This is a genomic window from Clostridium sp. JN-9 (genome assembly GCF_004103695.1).
GTDB lineage: Bacteria > Bacillota > Clostridia > Clostridiales > Clostridiaceae > JN-9.
The window spans coordinates 1,230,618-1,253,186 of record NZ_CP035280.1 but is presented as its reverse complement, the minus strand read 5'-3'; the positions used below and the strand labels follow the sequence as shown (position 1 = coordinate 1,253,186).

24 protein-coding genes and 1 pseudogene are annotated in these 22,569 nt (G+C 32.2%); 4 read left to right on the top strand and 21 right to left on the bottom strand.

Annotated features, from left to right (window positions below; translation table 11 throughout):
• Nucleotides 1-55: 55 nt before the first annotated feature.
• Entirely contained in the window at nt 56-1,204 is a 1,149-nt protein-coding gene (locus tag EQM05_RS05970) for a methyl-accepting chemotaxis protein (protein ID WP_128749188.1), read from the bottom strand.
• Nucleotides 1,205-1,231: 27 nt separating this feature from the next.
• On the bottom strand, nt 1,232-1,996 hold the full coding sequence (locus tag EQM05_RS05965; RefSeq protein WP_164917216.1) for an EAL domain-containing protein: 765 nt from the start codon (nt 1,994-1,996) through the stop codon (nt 1,232-1,234).
• A 250-nt stretch (nt 1,997-2,246) separates the two neighbouring features.
• Here EQM05_RS05965 and EQM05_RS05960 point away from each other — a divergent pair, with 250 nt between their 5' ends.
• Nucleotides 2,247-3,827 carry a helix-turn-helix transcriptional regulator gene (locus EQM05_RS05960; protein WP_128749186.1) on the top strand — a complete coding sequence of 527 codons (1,581 nt, stop codon included), beginning with the start codon at nt 2,247-2,249 and terminating at the stop codon, nt 3,825-3,827.
• 179 nt (nt 3,828-4,006) lie between these two features.
• Here the strand turns inward: EQM05_RS05960 and EQM05_RS05955 are convergent, their stop codons facing one another.
• The 11 genes and pseudogenes from EQM05_RS05955 to EQM05_RS05905 form a co-directional block, all read right to left on the bottom strand.
• Nucleotides 4,007-4,939 (bottom strand): diguanylate cyclase, encoded by a 933-nt coding sequence (locus EQM05_RS05955; protein WP_128749185.1) that lies wholly within the window; start codon nt 4,937-4,939, stop codon nt 4,007-4,009.
• Nucleotides 4,932-5,576, bottom strand: a complete 645-nt coding sequence (locus EQM05_RS05950; RefSeq protein ID WP_243108133.1) for a chemotaxis protein CheC — start codon at nt 5,574-5,576, stop codon at nt 4,932-4,934. The genes EQM05_RS05955 and EQM05_RS05950 overlap by 8 nt, the downstream gene beginning before the upstream one ends.
• Nucleotides 5,557-5,931: a response regulator gene (locus EQM05_RS05945; RefSeq protein WP_128749184.1), complete on the bottom strand. Its 375-nt coding sequence runs from the start codon at nt 5,929-5,931 to the stop codon at nt 5,557-5,559. The genes EQM05_RS05950 and EQM05_RS05945 overlap by 20 nt, the downstream gene beginning before the upstream one ends.
• Before the next feature lie 111 nt (nt 5,932-6,042).
• Entirely contained in the window at nt 6,043-6,312 is a 270-nt protein-coding gene (locus EQM05_RS05940; RefSeq protein WP_128749183.1) for a nucleotide modification associated domain-containing protein, read from the bottom strand.
• A 140-nt stretch (nt 6,313-6,452) separates the two neighbouring features.
• Complete coding sequence (locus EQM05_RS05935) at nt 6,453-7,124, bottom strand: hypothetical protein (protein ID WP_128749182.1); 672 nt, start codon at nt 7,122-7,124, stop codon at nt 6,453-6,455.
• A 26-nt stretch (nt 7,125-7,150) separates the two neighbouring features.
• The gene (locus tag EQM05_RS05930; RefSeq protein ID WP_164917215.1) at nt 7,151-7,630 is read right to left on the bottom strand and encodes a hypothetical protein; all 480 of its coding nucleotides are present in this window, start codon (nt 7,628-7,630) and stop codon (nt 7,151-7,153) included.
• A 14-nt stretch (nt 7,631-7,644) separates the two neighbouring features.
• Nucleotides 7,645-8,028 carry a hypothetical protein gene (locus EQM05_RS05925; RefSeq protein WP_128749180.1) on the bottom strand — a complete coding sequence of 128 codons (384 nt, stop codon included), beginning with the start codon at nt 8,026-8,028 and terminating at the stop codon, nt 7,645-7,647.
• Nucleotides 8,029-8,060: 32 nt separating this feature from the next.
• Complete coding sequence (locus tag EQM05_RS05920) at nt 8,061-8,522, bottom strand: DUF1648 domain-containing protein (RefSeq protein WP_128749179.1); 462 nt, start codon at nt 8,520-8,522, stop codon at nt 8,061-8,063.
• Nucleotides 8,523-8,551: 29 nt separating this feature from the next.
• The gene (locus EQM05_RS05915; RefSeq protein ID WP_164917214.1) at nt 8,552-9,028 is read right to left on the bottom strand and encodes a DUF4829 domain-containing protein; all 477 of its coding nucleotides are present in this window, start codon (nt 9,026-9,028) and stop codon (nt 8,552-8,554) included.
• A gap of 452 nt (nt 9,029-9,480) precedes the next feature.
• Nucleotides 9,481-10,422 carry a hypothetical protein gene (locus tag EQM05_RS05910; RefSeq protein ID WP_243108132.1) on the bottom strand — a complete coding sequence of 314 codons (942 nt, stop codon included), beginning with the start codon at nt 10,420-10,422 and terminating at the stop codon, nt 9,481-9,483.
• Between the two features lie 194 nt (nt 10,423-10,616).
• A pseudogene (locus EQM05_RS05905) lies at nt 10,617-11,135 on the bottom strand (flavodoxin domain-containing protein); the annotation flags it as partial.
• Nucleotides 11,136-11,224: 89 nt separating this feature from the next.
• On the opposite strand from EQM05_RS05905, the gene EQM05_RS05900 reads away from it, so the two are divergent.
• From EQM05_RS05900 to EQM05_RS05890, 3 genes are all read left to right on the top strand, one after another.
• The gene (locus tag EQM05_RS05900; protein ID WP_205694200.1) at nt 11,225-12,148 is read left to right on the top strand and encodes a DMT family transporter; all 924 of its coding nucleotides are present in this window, start codon (nt 11,225-11,227) and stop codon (nt 12,146-12,148) included.
• A 50-nt stretch (nt 12,149-12,198) separates the two neighbouring features.
• Complete coding sequence (locus EQM05_RS05895) at nt 12,199-12,825, top strand: histidine phosphatase family protein (RefSeq protein WP_128749175.1); 627 nt, start codon at nt 12,199-12,201, stop codon at nt 12,823-12,825.
• A 305-nt stretch (nt 12,826-13,130) separates the two neighbouring features.
• Entirely contained in the window at nt 13,131-13,748 is a 618-nt protein-coding gene (locus EQM05_RS05890; protein WP_128749174.1) for a hypothetical protein, read from the top strand.
• Between the two features lie 102 nt (nt 13,749-13,850).
• On the opposite strand, the gene EQM05_RS05885 is transcribed toward EQM05_RS05890, so the two are convergent.
• From EQM05_RS05885 to EQM05_RS05850, 8 genes are all read right to left on the bottom strand, one after another.
• The gene (locus EQM05_RS05885; protein ID WP_279222126.1) at nt 13,851-14,408 is read right to left on the bottom strand and encodes a DUF5662 family protein; all 558 of its coding nucleotides are present in this window, start codon (nt 14,406-14,408) and stop codon (nt 13,851-13,853) included.
• A gap of 245 nt (nt 14,409-14,653) precedes the next feature.
• A complete protein-coding gene (locus tag EQM05_RS05880; RefSeq protein WP_128749173.1) occupies nt 14,654-14,833 on the bottom strand; it encodes a hypothetical protein in 180 nt (59 codons plus the stop codon).
• Nucleotides 14,834-15,113: 280 nt separating this feature from the next.
• On the bottom strand, nt 15,114-16,799 hold the full coding sequence (locus EQM05_RS05875; RefSeq protein ID WP_205694173.1) for an InlB B-repeat-containing protein: 1,686 nt from the start codon (nt 16,797-16,799) through the stop codon (nt 15,114-15,116).
• 100 nt (nt 16,800-16,899) lie between these two features.
• The gene (locus EQM05_RS05870) at nt 16,900-18,231 is read right to left on the bottom strand and encodes a transposase (protein WP_128747874.1); all 1,332 of its coding nucleotides are present in this window, start codon (nt 18,229-18,231) and stop codon (nt 16,900-16,902) included.
• An 88-nt stretch (nt 18,232-18,319) separates the two neighbouring features.
• Nucleotides 18,320-19,243, bottom strand: coding sequence for a hypothetical protein (locus EQM05_RS05865; protein WP_128749171.1), 924 nt, complete (start codon nt 19,241-19,243; stop codon nt 18,320-18,322).
• Nucleotides 19,244-19,379: 136 nt separating this feature from the next.
• Nucleotides 19,380-20,546 carry a YcxB family protein gene (locus EQM05_RS05860; RefSeq protein WP_128749170.1) on the bottom strand — a complete coding sequence of 389 codons (1,167 nt, stop codon included), beginning with the start codon at nt 20,544-20,546 and terminating at the stop codon, nt 19,380-19,382.
• A gap of 17 nt (nt 20,547-20,563) precedes the next feature.
• On the bottom strand, nt 20,564-20,980 hold the full coding sequence (locus EQM05_RS05855) for a hypothetical protein (RefSeq protein WP_128749169.1): 417 nt from the start codon (nt 20,978-20,980) through the stop codon (nt 20,564-20,566).
• A gap of 214 nt (nt 20,981-21,194) precedes the next feature.
• Complete coding sequence (locus tag EQM05_RS05850; protein ID WP_128749168.1) at nt 21,195-22,550, bottom strand: butyryl-CoA:acetate CoA-transferase; 1,356 nt, start codon at nt 22,548-22,550, stop codon at nt 21,195-21,197.
• Nucleotides 22,551-22,569: the final 19 nt, after the last annotated feature.

The following is a 22,569-nucleotide window of genomic DNA, read 5'->3' as shown; positions in this document are numbered from 1 at the left end:
GCGTTATTTTACAAAATTTTTAGCAAGATAGAAATACCTCTTAGTTCTTACTTATTTATAGTTTATGTGCTATTTTGCTTAACTCCTCTGCCATAGTTGTAATTTCCTCCACACTTGCAGTTACCTGTTCAGTGGCAGCTGCCTGTTCCTGGCTTGAAGATAAGGAACTCTGGCTTTTTTCGCTGGATTCATTTACTTTAACTATAATTTCATCAGTTAATTTTTGAATTTTAGGTACTGTACTTTTTGACTGCTCAGACAACTTTCTTATTTCACCAGCCACAACGCCAAAACCTCTTCCTACATCCCCTGCTCTGGCTGCTTCTATGGCAGCATTTAAGCCAAGCATCTTGGTTTCGTCAGCTATTTGTTTTATAAATGATGTTATATCCTTTATCTCCTTTGATAGTTCAGTTATTTCGCTAATACTATTATGAAGATCCTGCTCATTAGTATGGATATTTGAAGCTGATGCTGCTAATTCTTCTATGGTGGAAGCAATTTCACTTAATCCTTGTTCAAGGCTTTGAGACATTTCTTTCAACTTTACAGCTTCAACTTTTGGAATAATAAGGCCGAATGTTGCCACAATTTCACTACCATCCTCATTTAATAGAGGATAGCAGGATGCAAAAGCAGGAACACCAAATACTGAAGAATCATATTCTTTAGAAAATGGCCTTTTTGTACCTAATACCACTGCAGGCGCTGAATTTTCCTTAATGTCTTCGCCAACCTCCAGTTGTGTCAATTGAAATTCTTTTGAATTTTGTATGTACACAAATTTGCTTAAATCTGTTATAAACATTACTGCACCATCACTAAACATTTCACATAAGATTGGTGCAAAATCATTAAAGCTTTTCACCAGGGGGTTTACCACTGGATATATTGTTGAAAATGCCCCAACAGCTTGTCCATCATCATTTACTATTGGTTCTGCAATAATCTTTAATCTTACACCATATAAAGAACTTGGCACATTTTCAATGAGAATTTTATTTTCTTTTACAGCCCTGACATTGAGGCTGTTAGAGTCTACACTTTTACCTGCTTGGAATATATCAAGGTCGAATTCATCTGATGCCTTTTTCCAATTATAAGTAACTCCATCACTTATTAAATATATAACGCCTCCAGGTATCATATTAGCCTGGGATTCGCATACTTCTTTTATATACTCTACTCCATTTATAGAAATCATAATACATTCTCCATTTCAAAATTTATTTTAAATATTATTCATGAAAAAGTCTTCAATACTTTCATCAGAAATAGGCTTGCTTATAAGGAATCCTTGTACATTATCACAATTATGATCTTTCAAAAAATTAAGCTGTTCCATTGTCTCAACCCCTTCAGCAGTAACTGTTATCCCTAATCTATGAGCAAGACATATTACTGAATTTATTATTTCTTTTTGATGTGGTTTATTAGATATGTCATGCATAAATGTTTTATCCAATTTAATTTCATCAATAGGCAGATACTTTAAATAATTTAAAGAAGAATAGCCTGCCCCGAAATCATCCAGTGATACAGTAACTCCCATGTTTTTAATTTTGTCCATTGTGTCAATTATAATATCCATATTGTCAACTGGGATACTTTCAGTAAGCTCTAAATTAAGCCATGTTCCACTCATGCCCGTGTCATCCAGGATTTTAGCAATCATATCTGCAAAATCCGGCTGCTCAAACTGCATGGCATTAAAATTTACAGATACATTAAAGGCATTGTATCCTTTTTCCTGCCAGTACTTATTCTGCATACAGGCAGTACGCAGCACATACTCACTAATACCTGAAATTAACCCGCTTTCCTCTGCCAATGGAATAAAATACTGGGGCATTATTATGCCTTCAATAGGATGTATCCATCGTACTAAGGCTTCAACACCTATTATATCCCCATTATTAAGACTTATCTGAGGCTGATAATACACTGTAAGTTCATTTTGTTCAATGGCCTTTTTTAAACTATCATATAATTTCATGCTTTTCATCCTTTATTTATCATTACATAAATATTGTATAATTGCTATTATATAATAATTATGTACTTTTTATACTATGTTTTTTACATTGTCACTGTTGTAATTGTGACAATATTATGACTATACATACAAATTATTACAATATTCTATATAATCATCTTCAGAGGTGCAATAGTTACTATATAAACGTATATTCATATGACAGATTTTAAGTATACTTATTAAACTAAAGTTAAAAGGAGAAAGCAAAATGAAAGAAAACATTAAATTCAGTGAAAGTCTCAGTTTTTTACTTTCAACACTTGATATCAGTATCAGCAGATTAGCAAAAGCAATAAATGTAGATAGTTCACTTGTTAATCGCTGGGTTAATGGCAAAAGAGTGCCTTCATATAAAACCAATTATATTAATAATATTTCGGACTATCTTTCGGGGAATGTTCAAAATTCCTTTCAAAAAAAATATATAAATGATTTTTACTATAGAATATTTAATGATAACATAATTGAAGATGATATGGAAGAAAGAATTAAGAAAATACTGGCAGAATCTCAGGGATATTCCATTGAACTTAGAAAGATGGAGCTTACGAAAAGTAAACCAAAGTCAGCTGATAAAGAACAATCTTCAAATAGTAAGCAGTTTATTAGTTTATCAAAACAGGATCAATTAATTATAGGAAGCAAAAATGTTATATCCAAGTCCCTATCCTTACTTGAAGCAGCTGCAAATACAAAATGTAAAAACAATAATACAATCTTTATATCATTTATAAATGATATATGTTTTATGAAACGTGACAGCAATAATTTAATTTACTGCAGAAAAATTTTATTGAGAGCTATAAGTAATGGATGGAATATACTATTCCTATTAAGATTAGATAATAATTGCAAAAGGACTATGGAATTTATTAATTTTTCAAAGCTGCTTGTAAAAACCGGAAAATTAAATTTATATTATCTTTCTAATTATGACGCTTTAAATACTGGCAAAGATATTATTGCAATTCCAGAAATAGGAGCAATATTCACCATATCAACAACCAATCATTTGGAAAATGAAAGAGCTTTTTTCTTTAAAAGTATTGAAGCTATTGACACCTGCCAGAAATATTTTAGAACACTTCTTAAAAGTTATGCTAAACCAGCAATAAAATATTACTCCACAGATAACAACCTGGAATACTCAGAATTTTTATCCCGAATGAAAAGCAGAATGGGTAATAGATTTTTATGCAGGTATGGTTTTAATATTATTACAATACCTGAGAATTTATTTAAAAAACTGCTAAATAGAAAGAAGCTGACCAGCAGCAGGCTTACAAAAGAATTGAATTGCTATAAAAAAAAATTGTATTCATTTGTGTCAAATATAGACAAATATGAATATTGGGACATCTATCAGATGGATTCAATTGAAAATTTAATTGACCATGGAGAATTATGTTTTTATTCTTACAGCGGCATGGAGATTGTGCATTTGGAACCAGAAGACATTATTGAATATCTGCAAAATCTAATTAAACTTCTCGAAATGTATAAAAATTATAATGTTGGATTTTTAACTGAGAATTCTGATAAGGATCTTATATATTTTGATTTTTGCTGCATAATTAAAGAAAGACAAGCTGCCTTAATTGAATCATATGGAACTTCAAAATTCACCCCGGAAGTGCGATTATCCATAGAAGAACCTATGCTTGTGAAAGCATTGTCTGAACATTTTAAAGACATCTGGTCACATATCCCTCCTGTAAATAAGGATAAAATGGAAATAATAAACTGGATTAAATATCAGATTAAATTGCTTAAAAGCAGCCACAATTAAGGCAGTTATAAGTTACGAGTTTTGAGTTTTAAGTTAAGGTGAGTTTTGCTTTTAGCAAAACTTGCCTGACTTATATAAATTAAAGATTTTTCGCAGTGTAACGGAGAAAAATCATCCACAACTTACAACTTTTAACCTACAACTCTTAACTGTAGAAGCTCTTAACTTTTAACTGTAGACTAGTGTGAGGAAAGATAATATCCGTTTCCTCCCTGGTTTTTTGCTTTATACATTGCCTTATCTGCCTGCATCATAAGCTCGTCTATACAATTGCCGTCATTTGGCAGCATACTCACCCCTATACTTAGAGATATACTTATTTCATCACTGTCCCAGGATAAAGTCTTATTCCTGTTTGTAATTCTTGAAGCAACAACTTTACAATCATGATAGCTTTTTATAAATGGCAGTAATATTAAAAATTCATCTCCACCAAATCTGGCAACAACATCACCTTCTCTGGTACATTTTTTTAACATTTCACCTGCAAAGGCAATAATCTCATCACCTTTTTTGTGTCCATATGTATCATTTATGTCTTTGAATTTGTCAACATCAATAAACATCAACCCCAAAAGTCCTTTGCTTCTTTTGGCATTTACGCAGAATTTATTTGCAACTTTAAAAAACAGAGTTCTATTTGCCAAGCCTGTTAATTCGTCATAATAAGCCAGTTTATTAATGGTTTTTTCTTTTTCCTTTAATTCTTTATTTAAAGAATACAATTCATTAACATATTCTTTTAACTGATGAATTCGCAAAAATTCACTGGTAACATCGATAAATTCAACAAGTATATAGTTTAAACTGTCCTTTTGTATTCTGCTTATCTTTAAATTAATATTTTTATTATAATTAAGTAAATCCTTATGCATAGCTGATGAAAAAAACATCTTAACTCCGCTATTTAGCACATATTTCATTGTATCATTAAAATAACCTTTATTCAGACTTGGAATAACATCATATATATACTTATTTATTGCCTTTTCATAATTAATCTGCGTTATAACAGTCATATTGTTATTCCAAAATAAAATTTCAAAATCAGAATTTAATATTATTATCCCTTCATTTACGTTATCTAATATATCATATAAAATATTATTCATTGAAACCATCTTCCAGCATTTCAACTTTTTTAAGTAATTCACTTAATGAACTTAAAGTGAGGTTAATAATTATAGCACCTGATACTTCTGAATCGTCTAGTTTAAAGGTTATATATAACATTAGGATATGGGTATACTCTTTACTGTTTATAGTATTTTCAAAATCTGCCTTATTAAATACCTTCACTTCTGGTAAGGTATAGCTTAATTTTATTTTTAAATAATTCCCTATTTCTCCAATAACAGAATTTAATATTATATTTCCTACTTCTTTTAAAATATCAAAATCTATGTCTGTAAAATTCATATCATCAAAGGGAGTATCATCACTTTCATTTGAACATAGATTTATAAATGTTCTCATTTTATCTGCGGGAAATATTAAACTTGCCTTTCCCCTTAATTCATCCTTAAAGGCAATGGAAGATACCATAATAGCTCCCTTCATTACCTTTGGAAGATAATCATCAATTGCTATGGTCTTTTCATTTAAGTCCACAATTTTTAAATTAGGAACATTTAATAATATTTTTTTATTAATTATTTCTGACAATACACTGGCAGACTTGCCAACGCTTATATTAAACAGCTCTTTTAATATATCTTCTCTTTCCACATTACTTTTCATCTTGATCATTCCTTATTATTTCACATATAGATTTTGCCTTCTCTTCTGTAAATGGCTTATTTATAAATGCCATTACGCCATATGAATCTATTTCTTCCTTTATACTTTTTTGAACATCTGCAGAAACTACAATTATTTTTGCATTTGAATCATATTCATTTATCAGCTTTATTAATTCTTCCCCGCTTATTTTAGGCATCAAAAGATCCACAAAGGCATAATCTGGTTTAATACTTTTATATTTCTCCAGTCCTTCCTGTCCATCCTTTGCAAAATAAATTTCTACATCACCTAGATATTTTGCCACTAAGTTACCTAATATTTTTCGAGAAAAAGTAGAATCATCAACAATTAAAATTTTCACCTTATAGTTACCTCCTGAGGTTAATTGGTAAACCAATGTAAATTATGACATGTAAATATTATCACTTAATATGAATTGTTTCAATATGTTTTTACACTTAATGAACCTGATTTAGTCTTTATTTTCTATTTCAATGATAGTCATGATGCAGTAATTGGCTAAATCCAGCAATGTATCAGTAATTGTCTCATCCTTTACTTCAGCTTCATGCTTAATTAATTGTTTATACCTGCTTAGTTTATCATCCATTCTTATTGCAGGCATTATAAGACCGTATTCTTTGAATCCTTCACCAAAACTGTCTCCATAATCCTTATTTTTTGCTACATATATTTTATAAAGTCTTTCGCATATTTCCTTGTGTTTCTCAGCTTTTGTCATAATATCGCACCTCCTTTGTATATTTCATATTAAGTAAGAACTTTTTTTAAGTAATAACTAAGAAGTAAGAGCTTTTTTAAGGTAAGAACTAAGAGATTATGAGAAAAATGCGTATTAATTATTATAGAAACGAAAATAATCTACAGTACAAACATTAAAAAGATTAAAGGATATGCTATGCGTAAGTCCTTTCTGGAAGCAAGATATGCAACCCCAAATAATAAACCTTCAATAAAGGCTGATAAACCTGCGTATAACTGAAACTTTGTTACAATGTGTAATAATCCCCACGTTGAACCAACAAATATGCCTCCCCATGGAATTTTATCTTTTCTGAACCATATCTCTCCTGCCTTTTGAGCAAAAATTATTATCAAAACAACAAGAATTGTTTCAAACAAATAATAAATGTATTGAAATATAAATTGCAGCCAGCCATAATATAAAAATTCCTTCAGAACTTTAAACCCATTCCAGTCTATTAAACTGTTGGATATAGAAACGGTAAGAAGTATAAGGCATAATAACCAGTTCTTTAAATCTAAAGAATTTCTGTATTTAAATATATCGAATTTATACTTTTCCCTTGAGGTTTTGATTAGCTGATAAGAAACAGCAGTCCATGTAATACAAGTCAGTATCCAGTGTAATATTTTTTCTGCTCCGGTGAAAGAGAGGTGATTAATACTTTTACCATATACAAGAATTTCAATCAATAGAATCAATAACTCTAAAAGGACTCCTAAAAGAGCATACAAGCTTAACTTCAAAAAAGCAGAACCTTTTTCAGATATATTCTTTTCATCAATCAACTTTATCTCCCTCCAAAAGTTTATCTTTACTTTAATTGAGAATAATCCAATCCCATTGGCGATTCATCTGTATAACTGCTTAAACCGTTATAACCCTGTTCTTTCCATTTGTCTAATACCTGACTACTAACAATGGTATTTAGAGGTAACTTCAGGCCTCCGGTATTTTTTTTTACTAAGCTGTCTCTAAATTCCTGTATAGTATTTGTTTTTTCAAAAAACACTACTATTGAATTAGGGTATATCTGGTTTTTTACCCCGTCATAACAAATAAACACCCTAATTAATTCGCTTACATTGGGATTTTTTACATCATTATTCTCAAGATACTCATCCTGTAAAACATAAAAAATTATATTTTCTTTGATTTTATATTCTTCAGTATTCTCATTAATCATCTTTCCCTGTAAAGTGGTTTTAGATTCATGCTTATTATGGTTCACACAAGATGTCATCACTAGTATGCAAACAAATATGACTATAACCTTAATAATTTTCACTTTCATACCCCATTATATAATTATCTATCTTTCATTCTATGTGTTACATCATACACTACTACAAATATTGCCAGCAGCACAATGCTTACCATTGATAATTCAAGCATATACAAACCATACTTAAATAGTTCAGAATCACCTTTGAATAATATCATAGTAGCGCTAAAACTTATTAAAAAAACTAAAACTAGTATTGTAAAAGTTATATTATATTTAATTCCATACCCTTTTTTACCGTTTTTAATTACTCCAATAATAACTGCTGTACATGCAGCAGCAACTAAAGCTAAAACTAACTTTAAAGGTATATTTTCAGCACCTATGACTTTTACAATCACTTGTGCAATGATAATCCCTGCAATTACAATTAGGCCGCCTTTTTTGCTGACTTTATGGTTATTCATATTGATCCCCCATAATAATGCTCTGTAAACTTTTAAGCCTTACGCACTTTCATTATATAATATACCAAAGTTATGGTAATGATGATTAGAAATATAGGTGAAAACAAGGTTCCTAAAGGCACTGCTTTAATTTCAGAATATGTTATATATGCAAAAGCAATAATAATCTCCATTTTAAGTAATATTACCATATTTTTTAAATTTATATACACACCCTCTCTATTCTCTGGAGTAATTGTTACAGGAACATTCCAAATTGAAGGAAAAAAAGACAAAATTGTTATCAATATATATAGTACCGAACTCATAATAGGCATTACCAAAACCTCACTTTTGTTTCCCCATCTGTCAACAACTCCTGCTCCATCATAATGTGCTGGAATTTTGTCTGGCAAGTTTCCCCATGACTGAATTAAATATACCCACATTGCTAAAAGTACAATAACTGAAATAAATTCTAACACCTTTTGAAAATTTGTATATTTTAATTTCATATAAATTCATCCTTTCTGCAAGTACAAAGTTATCCTTCACCAATTTCATCAATTAACCATGGCGAATTTTTGTCTTTTCTTATAATAGTAACCCACTTAGTATACATTCCGCTGTCCTGAGGACCAACTTCGTTCTTTTTATATTTAACATCATATTTAACCTTATAAATTAGTACATTTTCTTCTTTTACACCATTGATGCTCCCCCGTCCATATTTCATGTATGCTTCTTTCTGCCTCGGATTTGTGTCCTCTGACATGCTGATAAGCCTAATGTATTTTAAATTTTCAAATCCAAATTCTATATTAGGAGTATTATTTACTTCTGTTTGCGTTGAAAGTATTCCTTCTCTATTTTTCTCATTATAATATTTAAAATAATTTTCAATAACCTGCCTTGGCTGTAATGACTGCTTTTTTGAATCAGCTGCCTGCTTTCCAGATCTAGAACAGCCTGTAAGTATCAATAGCACAATAACAATCATAATACTTACTGTTTTTTTCAATTTAAATTCCTTCCTGAAAACTTTATAAATGTATATAAAATCGACTTACTTTAAATTATGCAAGTCGATTAATTTTGTATGCTGATTATAAATCTAATATAAATTTAAATTAGGTAAGAACTAATAGATAATAACTAATAGGTAAAAAGTAAGAGTTTATGAAAAAATTCAGCAAGGCTGAATTTTCACCACACCTATTACCTTTTAGTTCTTACTTCTTAGCTCTTAGCTTTTACTTCTCTGCAAATTTATAATAATGTGTATACATAATTATAACATGTTTCCCATTTTGACTAAATACTTACTTACATTTTCTTCTAAGTATTATATCATATTCTGTTTAATTTTTTACTTTCCTCTAAGTCTTCAAAAAATATTTATTTTAAAGACAAATATAAAGAGCCTGGACTTTTTATTGTCTAAGCTCTTATATTTATCGACTGCATTGTATACTATTTTGTTGGAATATTAAATGTTATATGGCCCACAAGGCTTTCTAAGTTATAGTCATAATAACTTTTTGTCAGCACTAATCTGGTTGTTGGATTATTTACTCCTACAAAAGTTTCCGCAGTGCAAAAATCACCAACATTATATAAATCCTTTGGCTCTCTTGCTGGAGTGATAAGATAAGAGTCCCCAGCTTCTCCAGTGCCATCTGTCACAGCATCAAAACCATCTATCCATAATCCCATGTCCGCTTCAGACCCTTTGGATAATAGCTTGTAAGTATAAGTTATTTTATATACTTGTGCGGGATTTGTATCCCAGTATTCATTTCTTTCAGTTGAAAGCTCTGCACTGTTTACAGTTAGCTCATAGGTTCCATAAAAGCTGTCATGTATTACAGCAGTTTCGCCCATATTATAAACAGTCTTGGCTCTTCTTGGCTTTCCATCCCATAATCCATTGGCACCAACATAATAACCATCAGGAGTATATGTGTTCACAAGCATTGCTCCTTCAGAACCCATGTAGTAGTTTCCTATCCATATATTGGCTGCTATATCGCCGTTAGGATTTAAAAAGTACCAGCTGCCATTTAATAATTTCCACCCTGTAGCCATAGATCCACTAGCATTTAAATAATACCAGTTACCATTGACAAACTTCCAGCCTGTAGCCATATCACCATCCACATTTAAATAATACCAGTAGCCATTGATAAAGTCCCAGCCTGTGGCCGTGGAACCATCAGGATTTAAATAATACCACTTTGCTCCAATCTGCAGCCAGCCAGTTTTTAAAGAACCATTGATAAAATACTCCCATGTTGTGTCGGCTTTCACCCAGCCATTGATACCAGCAGCTTTTACTGCATTATTAATATAGCTTGTACTACCAATTATAATAAGTGAACTTAATAAAATTGATGTAAATCTTTTCTTAAACATATATCTAGCCTCCATAAATTATTATATACTTTGTTACATTTCTAACTTGAATTGATTTTTTACTGCATATTTTAGAATAATTTCATTTATATAAATTAATAATAAGCCCATATAAATATGAATATGAATAAATTATAATGTAAATGTTTTATGTTACTATATTGAGCTGTTGCGATTATTAGTATAACAAATTTTATGTAATCAATAATTTTAGTTATATTATCTCTCGTAGTGTAATCAACTGGTTTATCATATGCAGCAAGCATATCTGCTTCATCAGGTGTTAACTCCTCTTTCTTTTTCCTTTTCATCTGCCATTTTAATATGGTCATAATAAATTTATCAAAAGGGCTCAGCTTATTGAAATTAAAGCCTCCTCTTAAATAAAAGAACTTGATATATTTCTGCTGTTCCACTGTAAAGTTTCTGTTAAAGACTTTGTTTATTACATCTTCTCTTGAGGGGGATGCACCAGTTGCAAAAACCACTATCTTTTTATCCTTAAGTTTAGCAATGTTTTGTTTGATTAATTTTATTCCATTAATACCCCCTGCGTACAGGCTTCCCCCATAAATTACAGTGTCATATGCAGTTAGCATATTGATGTTTACCTTTGATGCATCAAAAATATCCGCTGATAAGTCCTCAGCAATCCACTGTGCATATTTTTTTGCAAAGCCGGTTTTTGATTTATAAATTACTACTGCTTTCATTATTTTACCCCCATAAGTTTTAATATTTTATTTATTTCCATTGTAACATAGTGATTTATCTACTAACATATAATTATAAAATAATTACTCTGGAGGGAAATTATATGAAAAAAGATGCCTATTTGGCTGCCTTTATAAATGCACTTATTATAGGATTCTCATTCCTTTTTGTGAAACTTGCCCTAACTGTTACTGACCCGCTTAATATACTTGCTCATAGATTTACAGTAGCCTTTGTTGCTGCTTCCATTCCTGTTATATTTGGATGGACAAGGCTTCATATAACATTTAAAGATATACTTCCTATACTGCCGCTTTCACTGTTTTATCCTGTTATGTTTTTTACCTTTCAGACATTTGGTCTGCAATATATTTCATCCTCAGAAGCAGGAATTATTACTGCTGTAATCCCAATTTTTACAATGATTCTGGCATCACTTTTTTTAAAGGAATATTCCAGCCTGCAGCAAAAGGCTTCACTTCTTTTATCTGTATCAGGAGTTATTTACATCTTTGTGATGAAGGGTATAAATTTTAAATCCGCCAGCTTTTCAGGTACCATATTAATTCTTTTATCAGCACTTTCATCGGCAGGTTATAATGTGCTGGCAAGAAAATTTACAAAAAAATATAAGGTACTGGATTTAACTTATATGATGTCATTTATAGGTTTTTTAAGTTTTAATATAATATCTATAGCTGATCATATTATTAAGGGTACTATTAATGTTTACTTCAAACCATTTGCCAGTCCCTTATTTGTAATTTCCATACTTTATTTAGGTGTATTATCTTCACTTATAACGTCATTGTTATCAAATTATGCTTTGTCTAAAATTCAAGCATCCAACATGAGTGTATTTGGGAATTTATCCACATTGATTACCATGATTGCAGGAGTTATATTCCTAAATGAAAGTTTAAGCTATTATCATATAATTGGAGCAGTAATGATTATTGCTGGAATAATAGGCATGAATTTTATGCATAAAAAAAATAATGCACATATATGATGTATAATATAACATAAGATAATTTTTATATATATGCAAAGGAGATTTTAATGGATACACAGGTATATTTAGTAAGACATGGAGAAACTGAATGGAATGCTTCAGGTAAATATCAAGGCTGCACAGATATAGCTTTATCAAAGGAAGGTATAATTCAGGCAGAATATTTAAAGAAAAGATTTGATAAAAGCTTCAACTGCATTTATACAAGCCCCTTAAAAAGAGCTATGGAAACTGCCAGGATAATTTCTGAAAATACGGGAACAACACCAATTATATCAAAGGAATTAAGGGAAATTAACTTTGGTGAATGGGAAGGATTAACCGTAAGTGAGATAAAAAATAAATATCCAAAGGAGTTTAATAATTGGAAAACAGATGAAACAAGTGCTGATCTCGTGGGTGGCGATGTTAGCTTAAAAAATGCCAGCATAAGATCCACAAATGAGATTTTAAGAATTGTTAAAGAAAACAAAGGCAAAAAAATTATTATTGTAGCACACGGCGGCATAATTAAAGCGGGTTTGCTTGGTATTTTTCAATGGAAATTGACCATGTATCATAAATTTGCTCTAGGAAACACCTCTGTTTCAAAACTCAGCTTTGATGATGATTTAAATGCCTGCCTTGTTACCTTAAATGATACAAGCCATCTGCCATCAGCTGGGACTCCATAAACATAAGTTCCGCAGCAAAATTTGGTGTGTTCATCATTGCCATAGGACGCATTGCTTATACTGAAATACATTTAAAAATGACATTCAATAGGACTGGAATGAGAAAATAATGTTATTTACAGAAAATGTTTAACAGCAAACCCCGGAATGTAATTAATACATCCCGGGATTTATTTTTTTAGGTGAAAGAGTAAACATTTCTCCATGATTGTGTAATTAAATAGTCATACCTGAAAAAAGGTACAGACATATAATGATAATAAGAATGGTTATTGGCAATAATTATTGTGAGGAGGTAATTATTTATGGTATTTAAAAAAGCAGTCTTAAAATTAGCTGTGGCAGTTTTATTATTAACACTACTTGCAGCATGTTCTGCCAATAGCAATAAGTCTAATTCACAAAACAGCAGTAAAAATCAGTCTGGCTCCACCATAAGCAATAATACCAATACTAGTAATTCCAATACAAATACCGGAAATTCTTCATCTCCTGCAAAGTCTGATGATGGATCTGTTATTTATAAGAACAATCAATATGGTTTTAGCTTTGCATTGCCTGAAAGCTGGAGTGGATATTCAATTATAAATCAAGTTTGGAAAGGCAACGATATAAAATTAGGTAAGATTACTGAAACAGGCCCTTTAATTTCCATAAGGCATCCTCAGTGGACTTCTAAAAATCCACGTCAGGATATACCCATTATGGTTTTTACTCTTCCTCAATGGGATTTAATACAGCATGAAAAAATCAGTGTAGGTGCTGCTCCAATTGGTCCAAGTGAACTTGGGAGAAACAATGCTTACGTTTTCGCACTCCCTGCACGTTACAATTTCGCATTTCTCACGGGATATAAAGAAGTAGAGGATATACTCAAGAACCATCCTCTTAAAGCATTTATTATTACTGTTAGTTCGGAATAATGTTCTTTATCCAAGCGGAACCGTTAATTCTATGGCTGATGATCCTGGAAGACAATGGTGAAGGTTGGTTACAACCTTCTCCCTCAATAGGGGCAGCATTCATTAGTAATTATATTTCTTTAAAATAACTTCTTTAATAAATTTCAAGGTTGTCCCTTCTCCTTCATCAGCCAGCTTATTCAGCAGCAGTTCCAGCAGTTTCTGGGTATCCTTATGGAATATGCAGTAATCCTTCCCTTTGTTATAATAATTCAATGCATCCTTGTCCGTATATTTTTCCTTATTATAAATCTTTGAAGCACACACCCTGTCTATAAACATTTCCACCACATATTTAACAGGCATTTTCATGCCTACATATCCATCTTCACGTTTTATACCATGGTCTATCCAGTACTCAAAGTGATGCTTGTTTCTGCCCTTATGATGAAGCCATGCTTCTGAAACTCCTTCTTCCAGCTTTTGCACTGCATTTGGACTCACATTTCCTCTGAAATATTTTACCCCTGCTGAAAACTCTACCCATGAATATTTTGATAAATCATGTAGAAGCCCCTGCTTATAAAGCCCAACTTTGAAACAATATTTCATTACCAGCATTTTATGGCCGGTTATAGTTTTAAAATGATTAACCGCATTACTAAATTTATTATTATTCAAATTTAACCATCCCTTTGTGTATTTAATCCTTAAGACATTCGTAAGATTAATAGATTATATAAATATATTATAATTGTTTTAGGCTGCATAAGGCAAATATATCTTCAAGGCGTCACTATCGCTTTTTTACTCCATTTCCTCCCAGGGACCTGACCCCTGCAAAAAAGAACCGCCATTTCTGACGATTCTTTCTTAATTCCCATTACTTTTTGCTTACATTTTCTAACAAGGGTCTGGCCCCATGTTTATAGCAGGTTCTTTGATTCCAATTTATTTATTGTCTGCTTAACAAAGTCAATAGCCTGAGATTCAGTCTGTCCCTTATGTTTAATTTCTTTGTCTCCTTTTTTAGAAATTGCTTTAAACGGGTAATCCCTTTCATCATTATTGATGACAGTTATTTCATAGTCTTTATATCTTTCCATAAAATTACTACCCCCTTAAGTATCTTTTCTTTCATTATATCATCTTCAGAATAATTTGAAAACTCAATTATTGTAATTTTACATAGCCAAACACCTGTGGCTCTTTTAAATAATAATGTTGATGTAAATAGGACAAACCTTATGAAAATAACAAAGATTAAAGAACATAGAATAAATATTGTTGTTTTGCCTCTAGGCAAAACTTAAACTTAGGATTTTCTGCCAATGCAGAAAATCTACATTATTTGTTCTTTAATCTTTAATCTTTAATCTTTAAAATCTATCTTATCCACATTCCGCTTGCATTAAGTTTATATCCGTCAATGGTTGTACTTTTTGCCATTTCCCCGCTGGAATATAAATAATACCAGCCCCCGCCATAGGATATCCAACCTGTGGCCATTGCACCATTGGTCTTTAAGTAATACCATTTTCCATTATCTAATATCCATTTGTTTGCTGCCATTGAGCCGTCAGAGCCTAGATAGTACCAGGATTTTGATGCATCCTGCTTCCATGTATTTGTAACCATGGCTCCATCCACACCCATGTAGTACCAGCGTTTTAATGAATCCTGTACCCAGGTATTTGTTACCATAGCCCCATCTGCGCCCATATAGTACCAATGTTTTGCTGAGTCCTGTGTCCAGCCATTTGTTACCATAGAGCTATTTTTGAAGAAATACCATTTTCCCTGGGAATAACACCAGCCATTAGCTGCAGCACTCCACTTTGCATAAAGGGTTATGTTATTAGAGGTAACTTTTTCTGCTGCAAAGTCCCACTTATTTATACATTCTGCTTCCTTATACCAGCCCTCAAATGTATAGCCTGGTCTTGTTGGTGAATCTGGGGCTTGTATTAATGTATCTTTATCAGCTATTATATAATCCACATCGCTTCCACCCTGGCTGTCAAACAGCACTTGTGACATTTTGGTTGGATCTACTCTATAAATGGAATTATAATCCTTCTTATAATAAAATGATACAAAGTTATTGGAAATCTCAGTTAAATCACTGCTAATATCCCCAAGTAATGAGTAAGTTTCGCTGTCATAAAGGCCTGTTTTTGTAAAGGCACTGCCATATTTTGCGAATATAACCTCCTCATTATCAAAACTACCTAAAATACGGGTAGGGATGTGCTTGTCAAAAGCAAAGCCGGCGTAGTAAACCTTTTCCCCATCAAATAAAGTATACCTGCCCAGATATGGGAATCCCCTCCCATTATTATAATTTGTTTTACCAGTAACCTTATTTTCAGTAGTACTGTAATAAATCATATTAGAATCACTTAATTCAGATTCACCAATGTATAATATATGATCCTCTGTATTTATTGCTATATCCGGCATAAACACTAAGTCCACTGGTATTTTTTCATCTGTTTTTGTTGTTAAATCATATTGATATATATTACTCTGCTCCCTGCGTTGTATGTAATAAATTCTGTCTCCATCCTTTTCAATTCTGTATGGATCTGCTGATGATGTATATACTATTCCTGTTATTGTTCTTTTGTTTAAATCAACAATAACTATTTCATTTATATCATCAAGAGCAATGTATAAATTCCCTCCATCCTGAATAATGTCTGTTGGGCTGCTTGGAAATGTAATTGATTTTTCTAAGTTTAATGTTTCAGCATTTATAAAAAATAAAGCTTTATCATCTTTTGAAATCCCACATAGTGTATTTGTTGGTTCATTAAGCACCCACTTTATAAGCTTTGATTTCATTTCTAATTTACTCATACTTGGAGTGGTTTGTGTACTTTGCTCAGTATTCTGAATTGGATTTACAGCATTTCCCGAAATAAGTGATATTACGTTATTTTTGTCAATTACATTAGAAGTATCACAGCCTTGAAAGGTGAAATTGTTTCTGTCTGCTAAATTCAACTTATTTTCTTTAAACGCCATGTTATCCACAATTCTTTTTTCTGGATTTATACTTATCCACAAAAATATCCGGCACTACACCAATTTGTTTTTCTTGTGGATAAATTTTTTGTTCAAGTTAAATTTACTCTTGGCAGACATCACTTCCTTTGATATAATCATTTTAGGCGGTTGATATGCTATGCATATCAACTTGAAATATATCTTCCCTTGTTAGTTGCTGTCCAAAGCTTGCTAGCAGGTCAGAGGATATATTTTTTTGTTTCTTTTTTATATCATTGGCTTTCAAATAATACCATTCATACAGTTGCTTGATTGTATCAGATATCTGCAGCATCAGGTAATGATTCTTCATCGCTTGGACATTCCAGCTGCATACATGTGTGATATTTCCCTGCCAGTTTTTCTGACGATTGAAGCCTTCATTTTCTATTTTCCAGCGTTTTCTTCCCGCAGCCGCTAAATTTTCCGCATTTTTGTCTGTAATCCTAAGACTGGTCAGCCACTGGAATTCTGTCCATACATTTTTCCCTTTTATTACTTTTTCCTCCCAGTATCTAAGCATATTTACGGGTTTTTCTTTGTAATCTATTTCATTCACATATTCCGCATGACCTGATGTTCCCTTCTCTGGTATTGCTTCATATTCTGCGGCAATACTTGGGATACTCCCGGTTTTATACCTGATAATAAAATCCCAGTGATTTTTTCTGCATATCTCCATAACTTTTTCTGATGCATACAGGCTATCCGCCAACAATATTATTGGAAGGCGCGGAAATCTTTTTTTCAGCTTAGCTGCAAGTCTTTGAAACGCCTTAGTTTCACAGTCCTGTTTACGCTCTTCCTCACTCATACTTTTTTGACGCAGAGCGTCTTCTCCATTATTCTCCACAAACTCACTTGCTATACTTACAATCAGTTTTTCTCCCAAAACGATTTTTGCTTCTAGAACATCGCTGTGATAACTGACTTTTTCATCCACTGTTCCTTTATTGTGATGTCTTTCAAGGCATTGCTCATTGATCTGGCGACTTCCGGAATATAACTGTGACCCATCAACAATCAAAAGCCATTTCTTCTGATACCTGGCATCATCAAATGTCTTTCTTCGTATCAGACTATACACCATGGACTGCTGGATTTCCTGCAATTGAGACGTAGCCAACTTCTCCAGATATTCATTTACGGTTACTCCGTGTGGGAGATATGACCTATCACTTTCTCCAAGAAAGTTCATAATGTTTTTTACCACCTTGTCATCATTAAACTCATATGTCATAGATTGCATGCTTACAAGCCCAGCTATTCCTTTGTAATACACAGTTCCAAGCATTACTTTATTGGAATAATCAATATAGCTTTGATGCCTAGGATCCAGCGTCCCTGCAAACTTCTGAAACAACTCAGGAAAATACTTCTTTTGGATTTTATTACATTCTGCCGCTGGATTTTTTTCTATTCTCCGATTTATACGATCCTGTTCTCTTCCCATTTTTACCTCACTGCGAATAAGTTTTTATATTATTTTACTACACTTATTGCAGATTGGCATGAAATCAGATTAATTTGTGCGAATTTTTTTACCTTTCATAGCTGGAAGTATCATTAAACCTTTTAATAACACCGTTATTCTTACTATAAATATATAAAGTATTATCTGAGGCTTGTACAAGATCCGCATTTAATCCATAGTCGCCTAATTTTACATGGCTGTCTTTACTATATATACTTTTGTTTGTATAAACCAATCCATTATTAACATATATTACGTTTTCAGAAGCACCAAAATCCCCGTTAAATCTAGTTGGATCATTTGGATTGAAATCTCTTCCTGCATAATATACATTTGTTCCATCAAATAATGTATACCTGCCTGGATATGTGAATCCAGATCCATTATCATAATTTGTTTTACCAATAATATTATTATTAATGGTACTATAATAAATCATATTAGAACCGCTTGAACCTGATTCTCCAATATATAATATATGATCTTTTGTATTTATTGCCAAATCAGGCTGATCCACAGAACCAATTGATATTGCCTGATCCGTGTTTGATGTTAGATTGTATTGATGTATATCCCACCATTGTTTGCATTGTGTGTAATAAATTTTATCTCCATCCTTCACAATGATATAGGGATCTGATGATGTATTTAATGTTTCCGTAATTTTTTTACTTGCCATGTCTACAATTGCTATCTGATGTGTATCATCAAGAGCTATATATAGTTTTCCATTGTCCTTTATAATGTCAGTTGGAGTACCATTGAGAGCTAAATCTTCATCAATTTTCATAGTAACAGAATTTATGAATATTAAATTTTTTGATGTGCTGGAAATGGCATATAATGTATTGGTAGGCTCATCCAGCACCCATTGAGTTATTTCAGAACTTGTCTTCAATTCATTTGAAACAGTTGAAGCATTAACCCGAAGTGGTGATAACAAAGTTGCAATAAACAATACTAATAATATAAAACTCAGCTTTTTTTTCACATAAATCCCCCTTTTTTATGATAAATTTATTCCCTTATATAATAAATAATATCATGAAAACGGAAGTCAGAATACAGGTAAATCATTCATGAAAAGGTTAAGTTTATATAAGTATTTATATTGCAGTTCATTGTTATTAGTTGGCTTGTGATCCAGGCATATATACAAAACGATGGGGGATAATTGCCTGCTCTCTGCCGGGACAATAAATGGAAATAGCTGGCCCTTTAATGTCATCTTCAGCTGTTTTAGGAATTGTTATATTACCGTCTTTGTCTATTAATCTAATTCCATCCAGATTATATCCGAAGTCTCTTATTCCCTTGTACATAATGGCATAAGTTGGTTCATTCCACACTTTAACATCATCTTTAACATTAATTTTATTCAGCATATTGATTATAATGGACAAGTCATTTTGAGAATTGTATTTTATGGTTCCTTTTGAACCCCAGTCCTGTTTATGAATTGTTACCTTACTTGACTTTGATCTGTCATAATATAACAAATATCCTGATTTTAAATTATAATCATTATCAAATCCATATATATATGTTTCAAAGCTTTTTATAGTTCCATCCTTTTCAAACTTAATATCCACACTATTTGTCATCAGATTAGGTTCAGTTTTTTCCTTATCCTTTAATATATTAATTATCCCCTGAAACTTCAATGTATACATGTTCATATCCTTAATCTCTGCCTTTTTGTCAGTTTTCAGTTCATTGATTTTCCAAGCCAAATGCCCATTAAAATTAACTGCACAGGTACCAACGAAATAAATCCCACATGCTGTAGCCAGCACAAGAGCCAAAATACTTATTTTCTTATATGTCCTTTTTACAGGCTTAAATGCTTCCAGATAATCCTTCAATTCACCTGAATTATCTTTTGAAATAGGGAAAAAGCTTTTGTCATTAAAAAACATGAAATACCACTTTCTATTTTCCTTTACCTTTGTTAAGCTGTCCCACTGATATGTAATTTTATTATTTTCATCTGCATCTATGACTAATTGATTATTATCAGCCATAATGCTGGATGAATTATAAAAGAAACTGTTTTTCATATGTGCATGACAAGTAATAATAACATTTATAAGGATTATAAGAAGTATAAAGCATACTCCTAAAAACAACGGTATATTTTTTTTAAGCTGTCCTGCCTTAGCAACAGAATATAAAATTCTCCACCCCAGGCAGTACATAACCAATATGATTATTGCCCTGAAACTTCCAAATAAAAGTTCACTTAACACAAGGTTTCTGTATTTTCTTTTAGTTAATTTATTTTCAATAATCATATAAATATTTACTCCTTTTAATTTTGTCTTGCTGGATATTCACTGTATGCTGCATCCAATGCTATTAATGCTGTGTTCCATATATCTGTCTTTAATGATGCTTTTTTCATAATTGATGCTGAAATAATACCAGCTAATAGTATGAATATCCCCAGGCTTAAGCTTAATAATGAATATTTTGATATTAAAATTCCTAATATGAAAGTACCCAGGGATGCATATCCTGAAACATAAATGCCTAAAGAGCCGTGCACATCACAACTGTTGATGCTTTGTGTCAGCCTGCTCTTTTCAACATATACATTAAATTCAGGATCCAGCAGCTTTTCTTCATACATTTTTTTATAATAATCAAACATGTCCTGCTGAGCCTTTGAACTAGCATTAATATATTTTCCGTATAGCTTAACGTAAATTTTCTTTCTTTTGTACATTTCATAACCCTCTTTTATTTTACTTTAAATTCTTTCCAAAGAAAAGTACGTAATTAATTTCCCATTTAAGGGGGCGCTTCTTTCAGTTGAAAGATAAAAGTTGAAAGTTAAAAGTTAGAAGTTCTAAGTTATTACCACATAGCTCTTAACTTCTAACTCTTACCTCTTACCTCTTACTTTTTACCTAAAAAAGTTCTTACCTCTTACTTCTTAGTTATAACTTATTGCTTCGTCTCCATATTTTCATCTTTTCAGCTTCTTTAATTAATTGTTCTCTAAAGTCAGGATGAGCAACAGATATTATTGCTTCAGCCCTTTGCCATGCAGATAAACCTTTTAAATTTACCATTCCGTATTCGGTAACAAGATAATGAAGGTTTGTCCTTGTAGCCGTTACTACTGAGCCTGTTTCTAATGTGGGTAAAATACGTGACTTTACATGGCCGTCTCTTGTTTTGTATGTTGATGAACAGCATATAAAGCTCTTGCCGCCTTTAGAAAGATAGGCACCTAATACAAAATCCTGTTGTCCGCCAGAGCCGCTTATGTGTTTCAGTCCTGCGGTTTCAGAATTTATCTGACCAAACAAGTCCACCTCTACACAATTATTTATAGATACAAGATTATCTATGGAAGAAATTACTCTTATGTCATTAACATAGTCCACAGGGGCACTCATAAGCTCAGGGTTGTCATCAATATAATCATATAGCTTCTTTGTACCTGCTGCAAAGGTATATGTCTGGCGAAATCTGTCAATATTTTTTTTAGAGCCATTGATTTTTCCTGCCTTTGCCATATCAACATATGCATCTACATACATTTCTGAATGGACACCTAGATCTTTTAAATCCGATTTTGCTATCAGTGAACCTACTTCATTTGGCATACCGCCTATGCCAAGCTGCAGGCATGCACCATTTTGAATTTCTCCTACAATCAGATTTGCTACTATCTTGTCCACATCAGTAGGAACTGCATTGCCTCCCATTTCTCCAATTGGAGGATTTTCTCCTTCCACTATCATATCCACATTTGAAATGTGAACGTCATTCTCAAAGCCTCCAAGACATCGAGGCATATTTTCATTTACTTCAACTATTACCTTTTTTGATGTTTCGCATACTGCAGCTAAATGTGATGCATTAGGGCCAAAATTAAAGTACCCATTTTTGTCCATAGGAGTTACCTGAAACATTGCTGCATCAGGAGGACAGGTAGAATCCCTATAATATCTTGGCACTTCAGAATATCTTATGGGCGCATAGTATACAAACCCCTGATTAATGGCTTTTCTTTCGATCCCGCTCATATGCCATGAATTCCATGTAAAATGTTTTCCTGCATCTTTAACTTTAAATATCTCAGGTACCCATAATAAAACTCCGCCTCTAACGTTTACATTCGTCAATTCATCAGCACGAGCTGCCAAAGCCTTATCCAAAGAAACTGGTATTCCGGTTGTCCATCCATAATCCACCCAGCCTCCTGATTTAATTACTTTTACAGCTTCATCAGCAGTAACCAATTTTTCTTTGTATTCCTTTTCAAATACACCGTATTTTTTCATCAAAACACCCCCGCATAAA

What these genes read in the sequence shown, in the direction of transcription:
- EQM05_RS05970 (WP_128749188.1), bottom strand. Translation starts at nt 1,204, where the DNA reads ATGATTTCTATAAATGGAGTAGAGTATATAAAAGAAGTATGCGAATCC.
- EQM05_RS05965 (WP_164917216.1), bottom strand. Translation starts at nt 1,996, where the DNA reads ATGAAATTATATGATAGTTTAAAAAAGGCCATTGAACAAAATGAACTT.
- EQM05_RS05960 (WP_128749186.1), top strand. Translation starts at nt 2,247, where the DNA reads ATGAAAGAAAACATTAAATTCAGTGAAAGTCTCAGTTTTTTACTTTCA.
- EQM05_RS05955 (WP_128749185.1), bottom strand. Translation starts at nt 4,939, where the DNA reads ATGAATAATATTTTATATGATATATTAGATAACGTAAATGAAGGGATA.
- EQM05_RS05950 (WP_243108133.1), bottom strand. Translation starts at nt 5,576, where the DNA reads ATGATCAAGATGAAAAGTAATGTGGAAAGAGAAGATATATTAAAAGAG.
- EQM05_RS05940 (WP_128749183.1), bottom strand. Translation starts at nt 6,312, where the DNA reads ATGACAAAAGCTGAGAAACACAAGGAAATATGCGAAAGACTTTATAAA.
- EQM05_RS05930 (WP_164917215.1), bottom strand. Translation starts at nt 7,630, where the DNA reads ATGAAAGTGAAAATTATTAAGGTTATAGTCATATTTGTTTGCATACTA.
- EQM05_RS05925 (WP_128749180.1), bottom strand. Translation starts at nt 8,028, where the DNA reads ATGAATAACCATAAAGTCAGCAAAAAAGGCGGCCTAATTGTAATTGCA.
- EQM05_RS05920 (WP_128749179.1), bottom strand. Translation starts at nt 8,522, where the DNA reads ATGAAATTAAAATATACAAATTTTCAAAAGGTGTTAGAATTTATTTCA.
- EQM05_RS05910 (WP_243108132.1), bottom strand. Translation starts at nt 10,422, where the DNA reads ATGTTTAAGAAAAGATTTACATCAATTTTATTAAGTTCACTTATTATA.
- EQM05_RS05895 (WP_128749175.1), top strand. Translation starts at nt 12,199, where the DNA reads ATGGATACACAGGTATATTTAGTAAGACATGGAGAAACTGAATGGAAT.
- EQM05_RS05890 (WP_128749174.1), top strand. Translation starts at nt 13,131, where the DNA reads ATGGTATTTAAAAAAGCAGTCTTAAAATTAGCTGTGGCAGTTTTATTA.
- EQM05_RS05880 (WP_128749173.1), bottom strand. Translation starts at nt 14,833, where the DNA reads ATGGAAAGATATAAAGACTATGAAATAACTGTCATCAATAATGATGAA.
- EQM05_RS05870 (WP_128747874.1), bottom strand. Translation starts at nt 18,231, where the DNA reads ATGGGAAGAGAACAGGATCGTATAAATCGGAGAATAGAAAAAAATCCA.
- EQM05_RS05860 (WP_128749170.1), bottom strand. Translation starts at nt 20,546, where the DNA reads ATGATTATTGAAAATAAATTAACTAAAAGAAAATACAGAAACCTTGTG.
- EQM05_RS05855 (WP_128749169.1), bottom strand. Translation starts at nt 20,980, where the DNA reads ATGTACAAAAGAAAGAAAATTTACGTTAAGCTATACGGAAAATATATT.
- EQM05_RS05850 (WP_128749168.1), bottom strand. Translation starts at nt 22,550, where the DNA reads ATGAAAAAATACGGTGTATTTGAAAAGGAATACAAAGAAAAATTGGTT.